Raw genomic sequence first — 19,660 nt, forward strand, 5'->3', positions numbered from 1 at the left:
TAGGCCCTGTCCTGCGGATCTTCACCTGAGGTGCAGGACGATGCAGGCCAGGACGATCTCGGCGCGGTGGTAGGCGGCTCGTTTGGCGAACCTGGTCGCCAGACTGCGGAACTGCTTGAGGCGGTTGAAGCACCGCTCGACGACGTTGCGCAGCTTGTAGAGATCGGGGTCGAAATCCGGTGGCCTTCCACCGGACGACCCCTTGGCCTTGCGGTAGGAGATCTGGTCGACACGCTCGGGAATGGTGGCCTTGATCCGCCGCTGCCGTAACGCGGTGCGGGTGCTCGGGTGGGCATAGGCCTTGTCGGCGATGACCCGCCCGACTCGCACTCGCTGCCCGTCGACGTCGATGTCGTGGATATCGTCGAGCAGCGGCAACAGTTGCGGGTTGTCGCCGGCCTGGCCTGGAGTAAGGATCACCGCCAGCGGCAGGCCCACGGCATCGACGGCCAGGTGGAGCTTGGTGGTCAGTCCTCCGCGGGATCGTCCGAGGCATTCGCCGTCGATGGCGAGGTCGTCGATCCAGTCCGCGCAGCCCCCTTTTTCCGGGCGCCGGCCGCGTGCTGGTGGGCCCGGACGCTCGTGGAGTCGATGCTGACCACGAACGCGACGTTGTCCTCGAGTGTCCCGAGTGAGTCGTCTTTGACGATCACGTGCTCGAGGATCCGGTCCCACGTGCCGTCCGCGGTCCACTTCCGCAGCCGCTCGTGCGCGGTCTTCCACGGCCCGTAGCGTTCGGGCAGGTCACGCCAGGGCGCACCGGTGCGTTCCTTCCACAGGATCGCGTTGATGACCTGCCGGTGGCTGCGCCACCGGCCACCGCGCTGCCCGCTCTGCGCGGGCAGCAACGGCGCGATTCTCGCCCAGGCCTTGTCCGTCAGCTCACCACGTCCGACCACACACCATCATCTGCACACGATCATGAGAAAGATCCGCAGGACACGCCCTAGGCGCAGGCCCACCGCCAGGCTGCCGTGCAGGATCCTCAGGTCGTGCGCCTGCTCCAGAGCGGTGAGAGCGGCCTGGGTGCCGAACGGCACGATGTCCTGGTTGTGCAGGTTCGTCGGAAGGCTCTGGACACCGGCGGGCACGCACGCCCGGCGCATGGCCGCGACGATCGCCGTGGTGGCGATCTGCACGCCCTGGACGCCGTGGTGCCGGTCCGGCCGGGTCGTGAGCACCTTGCCGGTGTCCAGGACCGTCTTCTCCGCTGTCCGGGTCATGACGCCTCCGCTGTGCCGGGTGGCGTGGATCGGCACCCATCGCCTTGTGTACCAGGGACTTCAGGAAGCGAAAGGGCCTGTTCCCGCGCCGTTCCGCTCACCGGAACAACCGCCCTCGGGGACGTTCCAGCACGTGGAACGCCTGTGGCGCCGGAGTTTCCACCCGCCGCACGTTCCGGCGGGCAGCGAGACGTCCACAAGCGACAGGGCACGGGTGTTCCGGAGGCACAGCGGCGGCAGGAGGACGTTCCTGCCGGGTGGGTCGTCACGTGCCGCGACCGCGGACCCTCGAAGGCGGCGACGAACCGATCGTCACCGTCCTCGGCCACCGCGGAGACCCTGCCCTGCGCCGTGGCGTCCGGCGTCGTGATGTTCATGAGTGCCCCTCGATTTCGGAGGCGACCGATCAGTCCATTCTGGTCGTCGATATATGGCGATCGCATGTTGATCCGGGTGGAATACGCCGGTTAGGGTCGCCGAGTTCATGGATTTTCTCGGAATTCCGGTCATCGGAGGTTCGGATGACGTCTGCGCGCGTTTCCTCGGTGAGCACGACGTTGGTGGACGGGACGTGTTCCGCGGAAAAGAGCCAGGGCGCGGTCGAGAAGGCGGTGCTGATCATCCGCTACCTGGGGTCGAAGGGCGGGGTCTGCGCACTCGCCGACATCGCGCGGGACCTGCAGCTCGCCAAGACGACCGCGCACCGGCTGTTGCGCACCCTGGAGGCGGAGCAGGCCGTCCGGCGGACCGCCAACGGGTACGAACTGGGCGACCTGCGACTCACGGCCGGGCTGACGGGCGATGACCACGCCCTGCTGCGGCGACACGCGCTGAAGGGCATGTTGCGCCTGTACGAGCTGACGCACCTGCTCGTGCAGCTGATGGTCGTGGAGGACAACGAGGTCCGCTGCGTGGAGCAGTTCGAGCCCCCTGGTGCCGGCCTGCTGTCCCGCCCGGTCGACTTCGACCGGTCGTGGTCCGCGCTGGAGACCGCCGCCGGGAAGGCGGTGCTGACCCTGAAGGCGCATCGAGCCTCCTCCCGCCGGTCCGCCTCCCGGGTCGCGCACGACGACGGAGTCACCCACCGGGGGCTGCGCACCTCCGCCGTGCCGGTCGTCGCGGACGGTCCCCTCTTCGCCGCGGTGTCGGTGAGCGGGCCGCAGGCGTTCGTCGCGCGGGGGGAAGTCCAGACCGCGTTGGCACACGTGGGACGCCTGTACGAACCGTTGTGCGCCGGTCTGGCGAGCTGAGCCGGTCGGTGTTCAGCCGAGGTCGTGCAGCACGGCGCAGACGATCCTGGTGAGGTGCTCGACCAGGGGGTCGACAGGATCGGTCATCCCCCTGGTCACCCATTCGGCCACCACCTGGGAGATCCCGGAGACGAGCGCCAGCGACACCCGCTGGAACAGCACCCGGTCGTGCTGAGGGCCGACGACCTCGCGGACCAGGCGGCCGAAGAACTCCGCCTGCCTGCGCAGGGACTCCCGGCGCAGTGACTCGAGACGTGGCGCGTCGATGTAGATGATCCGCGCCCGCTGCGGGTGTTCCGACAGCATGGTGGCCAGCGCCTTCATCATCGGGAAGACGAGCTCGCGCGGACCGGACGGGTTCGGCGGCGAAGCCGCGACCATGCCGTCGAGCAGCCACTTGTTCTGTTCGGCGTGCACCTGGAAGACCAGGTCGCCGCGATCGGTGAAGTGCTCGTAGAAGTAGCGCTTCGACACCTGCGCCCGGAAGCACACGTCTGCGACCGTGACATCGTCGTACGCACGCGCCGAGAACAGTTCCACCGCGGCCTCGACCAGCCGTTCCCGTCGCTGAGCGGACCGTTCGACGCGGGACAGGCCGCCGTAGGAGTCTCCTCGTGGCTTCATCGACGGGGTGCCCGGTGTCCTTCCGGCTCGAAGTGGTCCTCGTGTCCAGTTACCTATCACCGGCAACGGATCCGCGCCACCCGCGTTCCGGACAGCGGAGCTGTGCGCTCGTTGTCGTCGTGCCGCATCGCCGATCGGGAACGACAGCGTTCTGGTTGACCGGTGGGGGGTCACTTTTGGACCACCCAATCGGGTGAATCTTCTAGTCGGTTGAAGCGGTAATAATGCCTGGAGCAGGCATTATAATCAAGAACGTTCACGTTCCAGACTATTGCGGACCCTGCGCACCCCGGACATACTGCGGTGAACTGACAACTGAACGTGACGTCAGCAGGGACGTTCCCCGCTCCGTGGTGGTTCGGGTGGGCGGGAGGTGACGGCGGGCAAGGGCAGGTGAAGCCGGCGGTCCCGTTCTCCCGGCGACCGGTCCGGTGGCCGGCGGATGCGAGGGCGTCGAATTCGGTCCGGCGGCGCGACGTGAACGGGTGGTTTCGTGGGCAACGGGGTGGAACTCCGGCATCTGCGCTATTTCGCCGCGGTGGCCGAAACGTGCCACTTCGGCCAGGCCGCGAAACGGCTCAACATGGCCCAGCCCGCCCTGTCGAACGCCATCCGGCAGTTGGAGGACGAACTCGGCGTCTGCCTCCTGGTCCGCACCACGCGACGGGTGGTGCTCACCGAGGCCGGCAAGTTCTTCCTCGACGAGGCGCTGCACACGCTGGACCGCGTCGACGCGGGGATCCACGGTGCCAGGCTGCTGAACGAGGGGCAGTCCGGGCTCGTGCGCATCGGGCTCACCTGCTCGGTCACCTTCGCGCACATGCCGTTCCTGATCCAGTCGATCCGCAGGGAGCTGCCCGGCCTGGAGTTCGAGGTGCACTCGGACCTCTCGACCGAGGAGCAGTGCGTCAGGCTCAGGGACGAGACGCTCGACCTCGGGGTCGTGCACCCGCCGGTTCCCGAAGGTGTGGAACTGATCCCGATCTGCGAGGAGCCCTTGATCGTCGTCCTCCCGCTCGACCACCCGCTCGCGGAGAAGGAGTCGCTCGGCATCGCGGACCTGCGGGACGAGTCCTTCATCACCGGGGTGAAGCCGGAGACGGGCATCGCCAACGCGGTGATGAAGATGTGCCTGAACGCCGATTTCAGCCTGAAGAAGAAGCACGTGGTCTCGAACATGCCGACACTTCTCGCGTTGGTCGCCTCCGGTCTCGGGATCGGCGTGGTGCCGGACGGCGCTCGCTCGGTTCCCGTCCCGGGCGTGACGTTCCGCCCGCTCGGCAACGCGCCGATGGTGCCGGTGGCGCTCGCGTGGCTCAGTTCGAGGCAGTCCCCGGTGCTCGCCGGCGTGGTGAAGACGTTCGGGAGCCTGCTGTCGAAGGCGTAGCCGCGGATGCGGGCCCGCGCCGTCCCGAGCGCGACCGGGCGCACGTGGCATCAGTGAGAAGAATTCGTTTCGATTCGAAAGACGTGTCCAGGAGGCGTGCGCACTTGAATGAGAGCGCTAACATTTCCGCCGCTTGCGCCGTGGGCCCGGAGATGTACATACTGTCATCGGCTTGAAACTGAACGTGACAATGAAGTGGTGCGCAACACGGTGGTGGCGGTTCGCCACTTCAAAAGCGTTCTTCCGATTCCGGTCGTAAGGACCGGAATCGAAGAGCCCTGGGTGTCGTGGCCGGATGATTGAGGTTTTTCATGGCGAACAGGGTGGAGCTCCGGCACCTCAGGTACTTCGCCGCAGTTGCCGAAACCTGTCATTTCGGTCGGGCTGCCGAAAAGCTGAACATGGCCCAGCCGGCCCTGTCGCACGCCATTCGGCAGCTGGAGGACGAGCTCGGTGTGTGCCTTTTGGCGCGGACGACGCGAAGGGTGGAGCTCACCGAGGCGGGCAGGTTCTTCCTCGACGAGGCTCTGAACACGCTGAGCCGGATCGATGCCGGGGTCAGCAGCGTTCGGCTCCTGGGAGAAGGCCAGTCGGGGGTCCTGCGGATCGCTCTCACGGGATCGGTCGCCTTGACGCACATGCCGTGCATCGTCCAGGCGCTCCGCAAGCAGCTGCCCGGCCTGGAGTTCGAGGTGCACTCGGACCTCTCGACCGAGGAGCAGTGCGTCAGGCTCCGGGAGGAGACGCTCGACCTCGGGGTCGTGCACCCGCCGGTGCACTGCGACGACGTGGAGCTGCTCCCCGTCCGCGACGAGCGGTTGGTCGTCGTCCTCCCCGCCGACCACCCGCTGGCGGGGAGAAGGTCGCTGCGCGTGGCGGACCTCCGCGACGAAGCCTTCATCACCGAGGTGAAACCGGAGGCGGGCATCGCCAAGGAGGTGCTGCAGATGTGCCTGAAAGCCGGCTTCAACCCGAAGCGCAAGCACGTGGTGTCGAACATGCCGACGCTCCTCGCGCTGGTCGCGGCCGGTCTCGGGATCGGTGTCGTGCCGGAGTCCGCCCGTTCCATCCCCTTGCCGGGCATCACGGTCCGGTCCCTCGAGGACGCGTCGACCGTGGGGATCGCCCTGGCGTGGCTCAAGTCGCAGCGCTCGCCCCTGATGACCAACGTGCTGAAGGCGTTCGACGCGAGCATGGCCCAGCGCGAGCGAACTGATGACGACACGCGGGCGGTCGGCTAGCAGAGGTGTCGCCCTCGACTGTTCGTCGTGCGGTGCGCGCAGCCGAAGCGCTCGGGCAGTCTGGCGCGATCATGACCTCGACAGAACTGCGCTGTGGACAACCGCGGAGTCCGTGCGAACCTCGGCAGTTCAGCGGTTCTGCCACCAGGAGGACGTAGCAGCTCGCCATCGGTGACAGCGGTGCCCCGACATCCTCGCCGCAAGGCGATCGGCAGCGCTGCGGACATCCGCAGGCACACTGCTGACCGACTGGGCAGTCCGCGCCACGTGGAGCGCCGGCGGTTCAACTCACCATTCCCCGGAGATTGGCAGTGACTGTCGCTTGTGGACACTCCGGTTCCTCCCTCGCCATCGTTCCGACAGTTGGAATGCTCGTTTGTACGGCGGCTCCACCGCTACATACTTGCGGCGCAAATCGTTGCGAGGACAGGTCGAGGTTGCTTTCCCAGGCGGGAGAGCAGGCCGGCGAACGGTGGCGGATCCGGCGGATGCGCTCACAGATCAGGTCGGCCCGCCGGCCTGACCGCCGACAGGTCGACTTCTTCCGGTGACCGGCGCGACCACCTCGGATGGCCGCTGACCTGGCCGACGCGGCTGATGACGAGCTCCACCCACTTCGGCTGAACTAGGGGCGATGACACGATGAGCCCGATCGATTCCGCGACCACCACCCTCGATCTCTCGGCCCCCGTGGAGTTGACCCACCTGGAGGCCGCCGCCCGGCCGATGCGAATCGAGTTGTCCGCACAGGTCGTGGCGGACGTCGAGCGCGGGAGGCGCTTCGTCGAGGCGACGCTGGCGCAGTGCGAACGCCCGGTTTACGGCGCCACCACGGGGTTCGGCCCCCTGGTCGTCTTCGACGGCCGGGACAGCAGCACCGCGCAGTGCGAGAACGTGCTGCAGCACCTCACCGTCGGACAGGGGCCCGACCTGCCGCTCCCCGTCGCCCGCGCGGCGGTGCTCGTGCGCGCGCGGTCCCTGGCCCGCGGCCTGTCCGGCGCGTCGCTGTCCACGGTGGACGCGTTGGTCCGGATGCTCGGCACCGGCTTCGCCCCCGTCATACCGACCTGGGGCTCGGTCGGAGCCAGCGGAGACCTGGTTCCCCTGGCGCACGCCGTCCAGAGCCTGCGCGGACACGGGTACGCCTACTTCGACGGCGATCGGATGCCCGCAGTCGACGCCCTGCGCGCGGCGGGCCTGGCCCCGCTCGAGCTGGACGGCCGGGACGCGCTGGCACTGGTCAACGGGACGTCGGTGACGACGGCGGCCGCCGGTCTCGCCGTGCTGTCGGCACAACGCTCCCTGAAGGTCGCGGTCGCGCTGACGGCGGCCCTGGCCGACCTGCTCGGTGCGACGCCCGCGTTCCTGTCGCCGTCCCTGCTCGAGGCGTTCGGGCATCCCGAGTCCGCGGCGGTCGGCCGTGAGCTGTCGTGGTGGCTCGGGGGAACGACGCCGGTGGCGGGGAGGCCACTGCAGGAGCCCTACAGCATCCGGTGCACGCCGCAGCTGCTCGGCGCCGCCCGGTCGGCGGCCGGGTGGTCGGCCCGGACCGTCGCCGACGACCTCCGCGGGGTCAGCGACAACCCGCTGTTCTTCCCGGACGAAGACCTCGTCGCGCACGGCGGGAACTTCTTCGGCCAGCCCGCCGCCTTCGCCGCCGACCTGCTGTCCTCGGCGGTGACCCAGGTCGGCAACCTCGCCGAACGGCAGGTCGACCTGCTCGTCGATCCCGGCCGCAACGGCGGGCGGCCCCCGATGCTCGCGGCCGAGCCGGGCAAGCAGCACGCGATCCAGGGCTTGCAGGTGCTGGCGACGTCGGTCGTCGTGGCGATGCGCCGGGCGTGCACACCCGCGGCGATGCAGAGCATTCCCACCAACCTGCACAACCAGGACGTCGTCCCCTTCGGCACCCAAGCCGCGCTGACCGCCTACGAGCAGGCTCGTCTCCTGCGGCTGCTGCACGGCTGCCTCGGCGTCGCGGTGCGCCAAGCCGCCCACATCGGCGACCGGGAACCGACCGCGCCGCACTGCGCGGAGCTGGTCGCGGCGCTGGCCGAGCGGGTTGCGCCGATCACCCACGACCGTCCGCTCGACGAGGACATCCGCGCGGCCGCCGATGTGCTGGACGAGCACGTCGCGGAGGTGCTGTCGTGATCGCTCCGCCGCTGCCCCGGCTCACCGTCCCGCTACCGCAACACCCGCTCGCCTCGTGTGCCTGGCACCCCGGTGAACCCGACGAGGCCGTCGGCCCGCCGTTCGACAGCGAGGCGGAGATCGCCTGGTACCGCTGGTTGCTGGGTCACCACGGCGCCTTCTGCGTGTGGCGGCTGCTCTCGGCCGCTCTCGGTCGCGGTGACCTCGACGAGGCCGCCGTCCTGCACGACACCTACTCGGCGCTGCTGCTCTACTCGGGCAGCTGCCGCCCCGAGATCTACCACTCGGTCATCCGGCCGCGGATGGCGGCGCGGCACCCGGCGATGAGCGGGACGTGGGCGCGCGACCACCGCCACGCCGCCGCGCTGCTCGCCGGAGCGCGGCCCGCCTCCGGTTCGGCGCTGAAGGAGGCGGTGAAGTTCAACCGCCTGGTGCACATGACGGTCGCCGCCCGCCTCGTGCCGGTCGGCGGGTCGCTGCTGCGCGATGCCGGGCGGGACGCCCACCAGGCGCCCACCGAGGACGAGCAGGCGCTGCTCGACGACTTCTTCCTCGTCGACCGGGCCCCGGTCTGCGCCCACGTCTTCACCGCGGCCCTGCGGGCTCGGGTGGCGGCGCTGCTGGCGGACCTCGCCGCGCGGCCGGTGCGCGCGATCTACGACCGCGACGCGGTGAACGACTTCCAGACCGACCTGCCGATGCACATCGGCCGCCTCGTCCCGATCGCCGAGGCGGCTCTCGCGGATGGAGCCAACGCATGACGACAACAGCGGAACAGCCCGACAAGGCAGTGCTGCTCACCCCGCAGGTGCTCGAGTACGTCCGGGGTCAGCTCCCGCCGTTCACCGACGTCCAGCGCGAACTGATCGACGCCACGCTCGCCCTCGGCCAGGTGGCCGAGATGCAGGTACCTCCGGAACAGGGGGCGCTGCTCACGCTGCTGGCCCGGCTGACCGGCGCCCGCGTGGCCGTCGAGGTGGGCACGTTCACCGGGTACTCGACGCTCGCGCTGGCCGAGGGCGTGGGTCCGGCCGGTCGGGTGATCACCTGTGACGTGACCGACCGCTGGGCCGGGATCGCCACCGCCGCCTGGAACCGGGCCGGTGTCGCCGAGCGGGTGGAGCAGCGGTTCGGGCCCGCCGCCGACACCCTGCGGGGCCTTCCGGAAGAGCCGTTCGTCGACCTGGCCTTCCTCGACGCCGACAAGGTCGGCTACCGCACCTACTGGGAAGAGCTCGTGCCCCGGCTGCGCCCCAACGGCCTGATCGTGGCCGACAACGTGCTCTACGCCGGCGAGGCGGCTTCACCCGACGCCGAGGGCAACGCCCGCGCCATCCGCGAGTTCAACGAACACGTCCGCAACGACGACCGCGTCGAGTCGGTCCTGCTGACCGTCGCGGACGGGCTCACCCTGGCCCGCAAGAAGGGCCCGGGGGAGCGGTGAGGGCCGGACGGGAAGCCGCCGAAGTGCCGGTGCGGCGGTGACGGCGGCCTGGGAGGTGCCCGCCGACGCACACCTGGGCGACTACGTGCTGCGGCCGGGTGCCCCGGACGACGACCGGGTCGCGGTGGTGGACCGCTCCCGGGGTGGGCGTGTCGAATGGACGTACGGACGGCTGCGCGCGGCCGTCGCCGGGCTCGCGGCCTGGTTGCGCGGGTCGGGGGTCGGCGAGGACGACACCGTGCTGGTGCTGACCGAGAACAGCGCCGAGTTCGTGGTCGCCTACCACGGGATCCTCGCGGCCGGCGCGGTGGTGCTCGCGCTCGACCCGCGGGACGCCACCGAGCGGTGGCGTGCCGCGATCGACGGCGCCGGGGCGAAGGCACTGATCGCGGAGACGGCCCTCGGACCGCCGGAGGTGTCGCTGCCGACCGTCCGCGTCGGCGCTCTCACGTCGAACGGCACTCCGTGGGACGAGGCGGTGGCCACGCCACCGCTGCCGCTGTCCCCGCCCGGTGGTGACCGGACGGCGGTGCTGATGAGCTCCAGCGGCACGCTGGGCACACCGCAGCTCGTGGCGGTGTCGCACCGCAACCTGACCGCCAACCTCGGGCAGATCGCCCACCTGCACCAGGTGCGCGGCGACGACGTCGTCCTGTCGGTACCACCGCTCAGGCACGTCTACGGGATGCAGATGGCGATGAACCCGGCGCTGCGGGCGGGCGCCACCCTGGTCATCGGCGCGACCCCGTTCTCGGCCGCGGACTTCACCCGCGACGTCACCGAGCACGGCGTGTCTCTGGCGTACCTGGTGCCGAGCGTGGTGACCGAGCTCGGCGCGGCCGGGAAGCCGCTGCCGTCGCTGCGGCTGGTCGTCTCGGGTGGCGCACCGCTGCCCTCGGTGGACGCCGACCGCTGCGCCGCGGTCCTCGGCGTCCCGGTGGTGCAGGGGTTCGGGATGACCGAGGCGGGGTGCGTGAGCTTCAGCCCGGACGGAGTCCGGGTTCCGCCCGGCTCCACCGGCGTGCTCGTCCCGGGCACCGAGGTGCGGTTCACCGGCGGCGCGGACGCGGAGTCGGGTGAGTTGTGGCTGCGCGGACCGCAGATCGCCCGCACAGCGGCGGACGCGGACGGCTGGCTGCGCACCGGCGACCTGGTGAGCCGCGACGCGCACGGCTTCCTGAGGATCACCGGCCGGGCGAAGGCGCTGATCAAGTACAAGGGACACCAGGTGTCGCCGGCCGAGCTGGAGGAAGTGGTCACCAGCCACCCCGCGGTGGCCGAAGCCTGCGTCGCGGGCGTGCCCGACCCGGTCGCGGGGGAGATCCCGAAGGCCTACGTCGTGCTGGACGAACCGGTGCCGCTCGCGGAGATCACGGCCTACGTCGCGGACCGCGTCGCACCGCACAAAAGGGTGCGGTCCATCGAGCGGGTACGCGCGATTCCCCGCTCCTCGACCGGCAAGCGGATGCGGCCCCCGGCGCTGCGGGTGCTGGTCACCGGCGGCGGACGCGGGCTGGGACGGACGTTCGCGGAGGCGCTGGCCGCCGCCGGGCTGTCCGTCGCCGTCACCGGCCGCGACCGGGACGCCCTGGTGGAGACGGTCGACGGAATCCGGCGAGCCGGTGGAACCGCGGCCTGGGTGCGCCTCGACGTGACGGACGACGATTCGGTGACCCGCGGAGTCGACCAGGTCGTGGCCGAGCTGGGTGGCCTCGACGTGCTGGTGAACAACGCCGGTGTCGCCGGACCGATCGGTCCGTTGTGGACGGTGGACGAGGCGGAGTGGCGGCAGCCCTTCGAAGTCGGGCTCTTCGGAGCGGTGCGGGTGACGCGGGCGGTGCTGCCCTCGCTCACCGGACGCGTGGTGAACGTGGTGAGCAGGGCCGGCGAGGCAGGCTGGCCGCACGCCAGCGCCTACGCGGCCGCCAAGGCGGGGTTGATCTCGGTGACCGCGAGCCTGGCCGGGGAGCTGGCCTGCTCCGCGCGGGTGGCCGTGGCGTTCGACCCGGGCCTGGTCGACGCCGGGATGACCCGGTCGCACCTCGATCGCGGCCGGACGGGGAACCGCTGGGAGGACGACATCCTGGAGTGGACGTTGAAGGCCCGGCGGTCCGGACGTTTCACGGCCGCCGAGGACTCGGCGGCCGCGCTGGTCTCCGTGGTGACGGGCGCGGCGGACCACGCGGCAGGCCGGTGCGTCCGGACGGAGGACGTGCTGTCGCGAGCCCGGCTTTCCGGGTCCGCCGAACCGGGGGAGCCGGAATCGATCAGATCGGGCCGACGAGAGGTGTCCTCATGAAGGCTGCAATCCTGCACGGAAAGCACGAGTTGACCGTGGAAGCAGTCCCGGACGCGGTGCTCCAGGCGCCCGGCGACGCGGTCGTCCGCGTTGTCGTCGCCGGGATCTGCGGCACGGATCTGCACGGCTACAACGGGCTTCCCGGTCCGGTCACCGGGCCTCGCTGCGGGCACGAGTTCGTCGGCGTGGTCGAGGACGTCGGCACCGAGGTCTCCACGCTCCGCCCCGGGATGATGGTCGTCGCGCCGTTCAACTTCGCCGACGGGACCTGCGCCGCTTGTCAGGCCGGTCTGCACAGCGCCTGCGCCGCGGGCGGCATGTTCGGCGTGGACGGCGACGGCGCACAGGCCGAAGCGGTCCGCGTCCCCTTCGCCGACGCCACCCTGGTGCCGGTGCCGGTGGACGAGAACGACGAACGGCTGTCCTCGCTCCTCGCCCTCACCGACACGATGGCGACCGGCTTGCACGCCGTCCGGACGGGCCGGGTCGCGCCGGGCTCGTCGGTCGCCGTCCTCGGTGACGGTCCGGTCGGGTTGTGCGCCGCGCTCGCGGCCCGGGAAGCGGGCGCCGGCCGGATCATCCTCGTGGGCAGGCACGAGGCGCGGTTGGGCAAGGGCCGGGAGTTCGGCGCGACCGACACCTTCCTGGCCCGAGGACCCGAAAGCGCCGCCGAGTCCATCGATTTCGTCCGCGCGGTCACACAGGGGCGTGGCGCCGATGTGGTCGTGGAGTGCGGTGGTGGTCCCCAGACCCAGAACACGGCTTTCGCGCTGTGCCGGACCGGCGGCACCGTCTGCGTGATGGGCAGCCCGCCGATCGGCGACGTGACGCCGGTGTTCTTCCGCGGCATCACCCTCACCGGCGGGCTCACGCCGGCCCGCGCCTACCTCCCCGATCTCGTCGAACAGGTGCTGGCCGGCACGCTCGCCCCCGGTTCCCTCTTCGACAAGGAGGTGGCTCTGGACGACATCGCGTCCGGCTACGAGGTGATGGCCGCGCGCACGGCCACCAAGGTGCTCGTGCGGGTCTAACACGCTGAAAGCTGCCTTTGCCAAGCGCAGTCAGGTTTTCGACAATCGCAGGAAGCGAGAAGCCAGATGCCAACAAGGACCTACCGAGCTCGAATCCGTTCACGTGTGGTCGTGCCGCTCATCCTGTCGGCCACCATGATCGCCGCCCTCAGCCCGGCGGTCACCGCCGCACCGGCCCACCACCCGCAGGGCGCGTTCGAGTCGGTCGCCAGCCCGAAGGAGAGGGCGAACAGGGCGGTCGTCCTCGGCTTCTACTCCGCGCTGAACCGCGGGGACCTCGGCCACCTCGACAGGGTGGTGCGCCCCGACCTCGTCCAGCACTACCCCGCGATCGCCGACGGCCGGGACGCGTTCCGCGCCTACCACGCGGGCCTGCGCAGCCAGAACCCGGACCTCCGGTTCACCGTGAAGCGGACCATCGCCCAGAACGACCTGGTCGTGGCGCACAGCCACTTCGTCGGGAAGACCGGCGACGCGGGTGTCGCCAAGATCAACCTCTTCCGCCTCGACAAGGGCAGGATCGCCGAGCACTGGGAGGTCAACGAGGCCGTCCGGCCGGCGGGCATCGGCAACGACATGTTCTCCACGCTCAGCTCGCCCAAGATCTCCCAGTCGCTGCCGTTCTCCACGGACGCCGAGAGCGCGCACGTGGCTCGGGCCGCCTTCGCCGAGATCGTCAACCAGCCCGATGACGAGCTCCGCCTCGAGGCACTCGACCGCTACATCGGGGACAACCCCTACTACCAGCACTTCCCGAACGTCCCGAACGGAACCGGAGCGCTGCAGCAGTTCATCCACGACGCGTTCGCCGCGCGGCCGGACTACCGCGCCAACGTGAAGACCGTCGTCGCCGAGGGAGACCTGGTCGCCGTCTTCGTCCACCTGGAGAACCTCTTCGACATGGACAACGGTGTCGGCGCCGACCTGTACCGCGTCCGCGACGGAAAGCTGCTGGAGCACTGGGTGGTCATCGAGCCCACTCCGCCGACTTCGGCCAACCCCAACACGATGTACTGATCCGGAGGACGCGGGCGGGAAAGGTGGCTCCATGCAGGACGAAATCGCAATCCGGCCCGCGTCCTCGTCGTCATCGGGCCGTAGCTGGCCCACGACTCCACTGGTTCTGCTCGCGATCGCCCTCGCGGCGGTCGTGGCCTGGCAGATCCGGGACTGGTCGTCCTATTTGGACGTGAAGCCGCGGCCGGTGTCCCTCCTCCCGGCCGGTGCCGGGCACCACGCCGGAACAGGTGGGTCTCTCACCCCGCCCCCTGCCATCGTGGCGAGCGCCGTCCCCAACTTCGCCGGCATCACGATGCTGGCCGCGCACGTGACGATGGTGAGCGTGGTGCTGGCCGCCGCCACCACCCGGCGGTGGGCGGCGGCGAGGCGGATCACCGCCGCGCTGGTCTTCGCGGCGACGTCGGCCGTCCTCAGCGCCTCGATGACGATCCCCCTGGCGGGGCTCACCGTCGGCAACGCGATCTCACGCGGCAACACGATGTCCGCGGCGATCACCGTCTTGCAGTACTCGTTCGTGCTCTCCCTGCTGGCCGCGGTCGCGATGCACCCGCGGTTCGCTCCCCGACTCCCTGAAGGTGATCGACGTGCTGAACAGAAGAGATGCGATCAAACTCGGTTCCGTCGTCGGCGCGGCCCTGGTGTTCCCGACGAAGCAGCTGGCGTCCGCGTTCTCTGACGACCCGCCGGGGGTGCCGCCCTTCTCGGTGCCGTTGTCGATCCCCCCGGTGCTGAAGCCCACGCGGAGCACGGCGGACACCGACTTCTACGACATGCGGATCGCGGAGACCGAGCTCGAGGTCCTCCCCGGCATCCGGACCAGGACCCTCACCTTCAACGGGAGCTTCCCCGGTCCGACCCTCCGCGCCCGGCGCGGTCGCGCCGTGGTGGTCAGGCAGTTCAACGGCCTGTCCGGCCCTGCCACGGTCCACCTGCACGGCGCTGACGTCCCGGCGTCGAGCGACGGGCACCCGATGGACCCGATCGCACCCGGCCAGTCCAGGGAGTACCGGTACCCGAACGACCAGCGGGCCGCGACGCTCTGGTACCACGACCACACGCACCACCTCGAAGGCGAACGGGTCTACCGCGGCCTTTCCGGCGCGTACCTGCTGTCGGATCCCGTGGACGAGCTGCTTCCGCTGCCCACCGGCGAGTTCGACGTCCCCCTGATGCTCAGGGACGCGAAGTTCGACAGCGGGGGCCAGCTCGTCTTCGTGCCGGACGACTTCCTCAACCGGCCGACGGTGCTCGTCAACGGACGGCCGCAGCCCTACTTCGAGGTCAAGCGGAAGCTGTACCGCCTCAGGCTGATCAACGGCTCGAACCTCGAGATGTTCAAGTTCCGGCTCTCCACCGGAGCGCCGTTCCTGCAGATCGCGTCCGACGGTGGTTTCCTGCGCGTGCCCGCGGTGCGGCAGGAGATCGACGTCTGGCCGGCGGAGCGCGCCGAGGTGCTGGTGGACTTCCGGTCGGTTCCGCCGGGCACCGCCATCGCGCTGCAGAACGTGGCGGCCCTGTCCGAGAACAAGCGCGACATCCTGCAGTTCCGGGTCGGCGACGGGGGTTCGTGGGCCGAGCCGGAGATCGCCATCCCCAGCTGGTCGGCCGGGCGGGTCCCGCTGGTGCGGGGACAGATCCCGGGCTGGCCGGCCAACAACGCGCTGCGAGGCCGGGTCACGAGGACCCGGCGGTTCGTCCTGCGCCTCGATCTCGCGAAGGGCCAGTTCGTCATCAACGACCAGGGGTTCGACCCGGACCGCGTGGACGCGACGATCGAGCACGGCTCCACCGAGATCTGGGAGATCGTGAACGACGACGCCGCTCTCGGCATCCAACACACAGTGCACCTGCACCTCGTGCAGTTCAGGGTCCTCGACCGCAACGGCAAGCCCGAGCCGGCCCACGACTCCTACCCGAAGGACACCGTCCGCCTGTTCCCCGGCGACGTCGTCCGCATCCAGGCGACGTTCGACTCCCACCTCGGCCGGTACCCGTTCCACTGCCACTTCCTCGACCACGCGACCCACTCGATGATGGGCCAGTTCGAAGTCGTGCCGAAGCGATGAGGGGCCGGGCGCGGGTGGTGACCGCGAGGTCGGTCACCACCCGCGCCCGCAGACCTCTGTGGGACATGCCGACGGCCGGACAAGCCGAGACCGGGCGTGGAAGCTCAGTCCGACTCGTCCGGACGGTTGCGTCCGAGGGACTCGTGCGCGGAGATGAACTCGCTCGCGCACTGGGCGACCGCGCACCCGATCTCGCCCGCCAGCAACACCGCGGCGATGATCTCGGCGAGCTTGGCCACCTTGCCGGTGCCGGCGCAGCCGACCATGCCCAGCGTGGCCTGGAAGGCCGGAAGGCCCGTCCCACCGCCGACCGTTCCCACGATGAGCGTGGGCAGCGTCAGGGAGATCTCCAGGTCGCCGCTGCTCGTCACGCGGGAGTCCACGATTCCCTTGGCGCACTCGCCCAGGTAGGCCATGTCCTGCCCGAACGCCTGGAACAGACCGGCCATGCCGTTGACGACGTGGATGTTGAGCGACGAGCTGCCGTGCAGCGCGAGCGTGCTCCGGTAGGCCTGGACGTACCGGTCCAGCCGCAGCACGTCCGTCCGCCCCTGCGAGGCCACGACGTCCGCCGGGAGAACCGCCCGGGCGGTCACCGCCTTGCCCTTCAGGCGTGCCGGGATGGGCTTCTTGTCCTCCGGGTACGGCAGGAACTCCTCCAGCTCGACGCCGCTGTGCCGGACGATGTGCTCCGAAACCGCGGCTATCGCTTTGCTCGCCATGTTGCTGCCCATCGCGTCACCGGTGGTGAACTCCACTGAAACCAGCACGGTGGAGCCGACGTGCTCGTAGTGGAACCGCTGCGCACGCAGATGACCGCTGGTGCTCTCCGCCACGGCGAGAAGCACCTGTTCCTGCGTCCGGCACCACATGACGAGGTCCTGCGCTTCACGGAGGCTGTTCACGCGGTAGTGGATGCCCCGCAGGAAGCGGTCGGCCGTCACGACGACTTCGCAGCCTCCCGACGCCTTGAGCATCTTCGCACCGCGGCTGTACGAGGCCACCAGGGTGCCCTCCAGCGTTGCCATGGGCACCACGAACTCGCCCACGGCGTGTTGTCCGTTCACCAGCACGGGACCGCAGAGTCCGAGGGGGACCGGTACAGCGCCGACGAAGTTCTCGACGTTGCCCGCGACGTCGTTCTCGGTGAGCGTCGTCTCCAACGCCGTGATCAGCTTCTTGTCGTCGGAAAGCAATTCCGCCAGCAAGTTTCGCCGCTGACGCTCGCTGGTGCGCGAGATGTGCATCTTCACATGCCGTTCTGCCGAGTGTTGAGGAGCTTCGTCGAAGTTGCGGGACCACGGCGGCCTTGTGCTCCGCGGGACGGCCCCACCTGTCGCGCCGGTTCTGCGAGGACGTTTCCCGAGTCCCGCACCTCAGGAGTGCAGGAGATCGCCGATCGCGCCGGTTCCTCGCGACACCGGGGTTTTGCCCGCGCTTTCGACGAGGTCGGTGATGGTGCGGAGCGCGTCGTACTCCGCGTACTCGGCTTGCAGCCGTTGCGCGGCGGCGCGGTAGCTGTCGTCATGCAGCACCTTGCTCACCGCCGCACCGATGTCAGAGGCGCGCGGCCTGCCTGTCGCGAGGTTGATGGCCGCGCCGGTCCACGCGGCGTGCGCGCTGGAGTCCTTCTTCTCCTCGGTCTCGCCCGCCAGGACGAGGGGCACACCACGGCTGAGGGCCATCTGCATCCCGCCGAACCCGCCGTTGCTGACGAACACGTCGACATGCGGGAGCAGCTGCGTGTACGGGATGTACTCCGCGGCACGCACGTTGTCCGGGAGGGCGCCGAGGTCGCTCACCGGCCTGCCGCCGGTCGTGGCGACCACGAGGCAGTCCTGGCCGGCCAGGGCCTCGATCGTGGGCAGCATCAGCTCGGAGTAGTCGTCGTTGCTGACGGTGCCCTGCGAGACGAGAACCACCTTTTCGGCGTTGAGCACGTCATCCCACCACCGCGGCAGCGGCACGTCCTGGTGGTCCGCCTCCCACGGCACGCCCACGAAGCGAACCGAGTCGGGGAGGTCGCTGCGCGGGTACTCCAGGGAGGGGATGGACAGGTGCAGGCACTCATCGGGCACCACGACCTGCGCGTCGAAGTAGGAGGGCAGCGTGCCGGTGCCGCCGCAGTCGCGGACCAGCTGCTCCGCGAGGCGTTGCGCGGCGGAGAACGCCTCGCGCACCTCCGCGTTGAGCCGGGCGTTGCGCTCCCGTCCGGCCGGTGACGCGTCGGGCAGCAGTCCCATGCCGAAAGGCGCCGTGTCCACGCTGTACAGGGGAAGCACCGTGACACCGAGACCGAGCACCCGCGCGGGCCGGATGCCCGGCGCGCCCAGTTGGATCGGCCACAGGCCGTTGAAGTACATCTCGTGCAGCACAACCGTGGGCGTGTCCGGTTGCCGGGCGAGAACTTCCTGGACGGCCTCGTGCTGCTCCCGCATGGGCTTGGCCAGCACCTCGGTGAGGTAGACGGCGATCTGCTCGACCCCGGGTTCGGCGGCGACGAGCTCCGGGACGGTCTGGTACACGTTCGGGCCGTCGTAGTCGGCGTGCCCCTTGAGGGGGTGGAAGGTGGCACCCGTGCTGAGGACCGCGTCGCGCAGGTTGGTGCCGGTCACGAAGGTGACGTCGTGACCCCGGGCCACCAGGTGGGCGGCGATGGGGCGCAGCGGGTTCACGTGTCCGGGAAAGGGAATCGCTGCCATGACCACGCGCGTCATACGTTGACCTCCAGGAGAGCATTTCGAAGAAAAGATCGGTCACCGGAACGGGACCAGCGACGTGGGGAAGCGGGTGTCCACACAGGACTCGGCAGTGGCCGGCGACAGTGCCGGGAGGTGATGTGCGCGGACCTGGACGCGCAGGGCAGGATCACCTGCGGATCACCGGCTCGGCCGGAGGAACGCCGGATCGTCGGTCTGCTCAAGCAGGGATGCTCGCGGGTGCATCACCGCGGGCAGCTCGCACGAGCTTCATCAGCACGGATCTGACGCTGCACTCGAGGTAGGTGTGGTGCCCCTCGGCTCCGAGCGTCAGCAGGGAGTCCAGGAACGCGACCGGGCGCACGAGGTGACAGGCCAGCACTTCGCGGACATCCGCCGGACGCACGACCCGCCGCCCCAGCACGGGGGAGTGGACCGGGATGCCCGGTGCGGCACAGGTGACCGTGTCCACCACGGCGGAGAACCGTGCCGCGGCCTCGTCGAGCAGCGCGTTGTGGAACGGGTAGGACACGTGCAGCCGGGTCGTCTCGATGCCCGCCACCGCGGCGAGGTGGACCAGTCGCTGCAGCGGTTCCGCCGGGCCGGAGACGACGACCTGCTCGGTGCCGTTGTCGACGGCGAGCACGGTCCGCCGATCGGCGAGCCCGGTGAGCAGTTCGTCGACGTGTCGTCTGTCGGTGCGCAGCGCGACCATGCCGCCGTTGGGCAGGCCTGCTCCGCGCAGTGCCTCGTCGCGCGCGATGATCAGCCGGACCGCGTCTTCGAGCGAAACACATCCGGAGGCCGCGAGAGCGGCGAACTCGCCGAGGCTGTGGCCCACGAGAACGGCGGGCGACAGGCCGCAGCACCGGGTGTAGAAGTCGTACAGGCAGATCTCGGTCGCGAAGATCGCCAGGTGGAGCCTGCCGGGGTTGTCCTCGACCAGGCTTTCCAGCGTCGGCGCTGTGCGGTCGGTGAGCAACTCGGCCACCTCGGGTCCGCCCGCGGCCCTGGACGCCGCGTTGATCCGCTCCAGCACGGCGGGCAGTCCCGCGAAGTCGTCCGCGAACTCGTGCAGGCCACCCGGGAGATAACCGCCGTGGCCGGCGAAGAGGAAAACCGGGTCGGCGCTTTGCGTGTTCACAAAACTCCCTCGTCGGTGTGCTGTGCCCGAAATATCGCGGCCCCGCCGGTGGCCAACAAGGAGCCATTCCGCCCTGTG

Annotated in this window: 16 protein-coding genes and 1 pseudogene; 10 read left to right on the forward strand and 7 right to left on the reverse strand. The window is 70.0% G+C overall.

Annotated elements, in window-relative coordinates; translation table 11 throughout:
- Positions 1–21 precede the first annotated feature (21 nt).
- A pseudogene (locus tag L6E10_RS38020) lies at positions 22–899 on the reverse strand (IS5 family transposase).
- Positions 900–905: 6 nt separating this feature from the next.
- On the reverse strand, positions 906–1,223 hold the full coding sequence (locus L6E10_RS38025; RefSeq protein WP_236225005.1) for an aromatic amino acid lyase: 318 nt from the start codon (positions 1,221–1,223) through the stop codon (positions 906–908).
- Between the two features lie 545 nt (positions 1,224–1,768).
- Between L6E10_RS38025 and L6E10_RS38030 the strand changes: the two genes are divergently transcribed.
- A complete protein-coding gene (locus tag L6E10_RS38030) occupies positions 1,769–2,473 on the forward strand; it encodes a helix-turn-helix domain-containing protein (protein WP_236225006.1) in 705 nt (234 codons plus the stop codon).
- A 12-nt stretch (positions 2,474–2,485) separates the two neighbouring features.
- Here the strand turns inward: L6E10_RS38030 and L6E10_RS38035 are convergent, their stop codons facing one another.
- The gene (locus L6E10_RS38035; protein WP_236225007.1) at positions 2,486–3,097 is read right to left on the reverse strand and encodes a TetR/AcrR family transcriptional regulator; all 612 of its coding nucleotides are present in this window, start codon (positions 3,095–3,097) and stop codon (positions 2,486–2,488) included.
- Positions 3,098–3,590: 493 nt separating this feature from the next.
- On the opposite strand from L6E10_RS38035, the gene L6E10_RS38040 reads away from it, so the two are divergent.
- From L6E10_RS38040 to L6E10_RS38075, 8 genes are all read left to right on the forward strand, one after another.
- On the forward strand, positions 3,591–4,484 hold the full coding sequence (locus L6E10_RS38040; RefSeq protein ID WP_236225008.1) for a LysR family transcriptional regulator: 894 nt from the start codon (positions 3,591–3,593) through the stop codon (positions 4,482–4,484).
- A gap of 311 nt (positions 4,485–4,795) precedes the next feature.
- A complete protein-coding gene (locus tag L6E10_RS38045) occupies positions 4,796–5,725 on the forward strand; it encodes a LysR family transcriptional regulator (protein WP_240011865.1) in 930 nt (309 codons plus the stop codon).
- Positions 5,726–6,367: 642 nt separating this feature from the next.
- Positions 6,368–7,879 (forward strand): histidine ammonia-lyase, encoded by a 1,512-nt coding sequence (gene hutH, locus L6E10_RS38050; protein WP_236225009.1) that lies wholly within the window; start codon positions 6,368–6,370, stop codon positions 7,877–7,879.
- Positions 7,876–8,640, forward strand: a complete 765-nt coding sequence (locus L6E10_RS38055) for an L-tyrosine 3-hydroxylase (protein ID WP_236225010.1) — start codon at positions 7,876–7,878, stop codon at positions 8,638–8,640. The genes hutH and L6E10_RS38055 overlap by 4 nt, the downstream gene beginning before the upstream one ends.
- A complete protein-coding gene (locus L6E10_RS38060; protein WP_236225011.1) occupies positions 8,637–9,323 on the forward strand; it encodes an O-methyltransferase in 687 nt (228 codons plus the stop codon). The genes L6E10_RS38055 and L6E10_RS38060 overlap by 4 nt, the downstream gene beginning before the upstream one ends.
- A gap of 37 nt (positions 9,324–9,360) precedes the next feature.
- On the forward strand, positions 9,361–11,622 hold the full coding sequence (locus L6E10_RS38065) for an SDR family NAD(P)-dependent oxidoreductase (RefSeq protein ID WP_236225012.1): 2,262 nt from the start codon (positions 9,361–9,363) through the stop codon (positions 11,620–11,622).
- Positions 11,619–12,653, forward strand: coding sequence for an alcohol dehydrogenase catalytic domain-containing protein (locus L6E10_RS38070; protein WP_236225013.1), 1,035 nt, complete (start codon positions 11,619–11,621; stop codon positions 12,651–12,653). The genes L6E10_RS38065 and L6E10_RS38070 overlap by 4 nt, the downstream gene beginning before the upstream one ends.
- A gap of 111 nt (positions 12,654–12,764) precedes the next feature.
- Positions 12,765–13,670, forward strand: coding sequence for a nuclear transport factor 2 family protein (locus L6E10_RS38075; RefSeq protein WP_236225014.1), 906 nt, complete (start codon positions 12,765–12,767; stop codon positions 13,668–13,670).
- Positions 13,671–13,832: 162 nt separating this feature from the next.
- Here L6E10_RS38075 and L6E10_RS38080 read toward each other — a convergent pair whose 3' ends face one another.
- Complete coding sequence (locus tag L6E10_RS38080) at positions 13,833–14,168, reverse strand: hypothetical protein (protein ID WP_236225015.1); 336 nt, start codon at positions 14,166–14,168, stop codon at positions 13,833–13,835.
- A gap of 89 nt (positions 14,169–14,257) precedes the next feature.
- On the opposite strand from L6E10_RS38080, the gene L6E10_RS38085 reads away from it, so the two are divergent.
- The gene (locus L6E10_RS38085; RefSeq protein ID WP_236225016.1) at positions 14,258–15,739 is read left to right on the forward strand and encodes a multicopper oxidase family protein; all 1,482 of its coding nucleotides are present in this window, start codon (positions 14,258–14,260) and stop codon (positions 15,737–15,739) included.
- A gap of 104 nt (positions 15,740–15,843) precedes the next feature.
- On the opposite strand, the gene L6E10_RS38090 is transcribed toward L6E10_RS38085, so the two are convergent.
- The 3 genes from L6E10_RS38090 to L6E10_RS38100 all read right to left on the reverse strand — a co-directional run bounded on the left by L6E10_RS38090 (position 15,844) and on the right by L6E10_RS38100 (position 19,582).
- The gene (locus L6E10_RS38090; protein WP_275677294.1) at positions 15,844–16,986 is read right to left on the reverse strand and encodes a hypothetical protein; all 1,143 of its coding nucleotides are present in this window, start codon (positions 16,984–16,986) and stop codon (positions 15,844–15,846) included.
- Positions 16,987–17,115: 129 nt separating this feature from the next.
- Positions 17,116–18,456, reverse strand: coding sequence for a glycosyltransferase (locus tag L6E10_RS38095; protein ID WP_236225018.1), 1,341 nt, complete (start codon positions 18,454–18,456; stop codon positions 17,116–17,118).
- Positions 18,457–18,658: 202 nt separating this feature from the next.
- Positions 18,659–19,582, reverse strand: coding sequence for an ACP S-malonyltransferase (locus L6E10_RS38100; protein WP_236225019.1), 924 nt, complete (start codon positions 19,580–19,582; stop codon positions 18,659–18,661).
- Between the last annotated feature and the right edge of the window lie 78 nt (positions 19,583–19,660).

Source organism: Lentzea sp. CC55, from assembly GCF_021056325.1.
Classification (GTDB): Bacteria; Actinomycetota; Actinomycetes; order Mycobacteriales; family Pseudonocardiaceae; genus Lentzea; species Lentzea jiangxiensis.

Bases quoted from the DNA above. Each gene is read 5' to 3' on its own strand.
- L6E10_RS38090 (WP_275677294.1), bottom strand. From the start codon at position 16,986: ATGCACATCTCGCGCACCAGCGAGCGTCAGCGGCGAAACTTGCTGGCG.
- L6E10_RS38060 (WP_236225011.1), top strand. From the start codon at position 8,637: ATGACGACAACAGCGGAACAGCCCGACAAGGCAGTGCTGCTCACCCCG.
- L6E10_RS38070 (WP_236225013.1), top strand. From the start codon at position 11,619: ATGAAGGCTGCAATCCTGCACGGAAAGCACGAGTTGACCGTGGAAGCA.
- L6E10_RS38035 (WP_236225007.1), bottom strand. From the start codon at position 3,097: ATGAAGCCACGAGGAGACTCCTACGGCGGCCTGTCCCGCGTCGAACGG.
- L6E10_RS38095 (WP_236225018.1), bottom strand. From the start codon at position 18,456: ATGACGCGCGTGGTCATGGCAGCGATTCCCTTTCCCGGACACGTGAAC.
- L6E10_RS38025 (WP_236225005.1), bottom strand. From the start codon at position 1,223: ATGACCCGGACAGCGGAGAAGACGGTCCTGGACACCGGCAAGGTGCTC.
- L6E10_RS38045 (WP_240011865.1), top strand. From the start codon at position 4,796: ATGGCGAACAGGGTGGAGCTCCGGCACCTCAGGTACTTCGCCGCAGTT.
- hutH (WP_236225009.1), top strand. From the start codon at position 6,368: ATGAGCCCGATCGATTCCGCGACCACCACCCTCGATCTCTCGGCCCCC.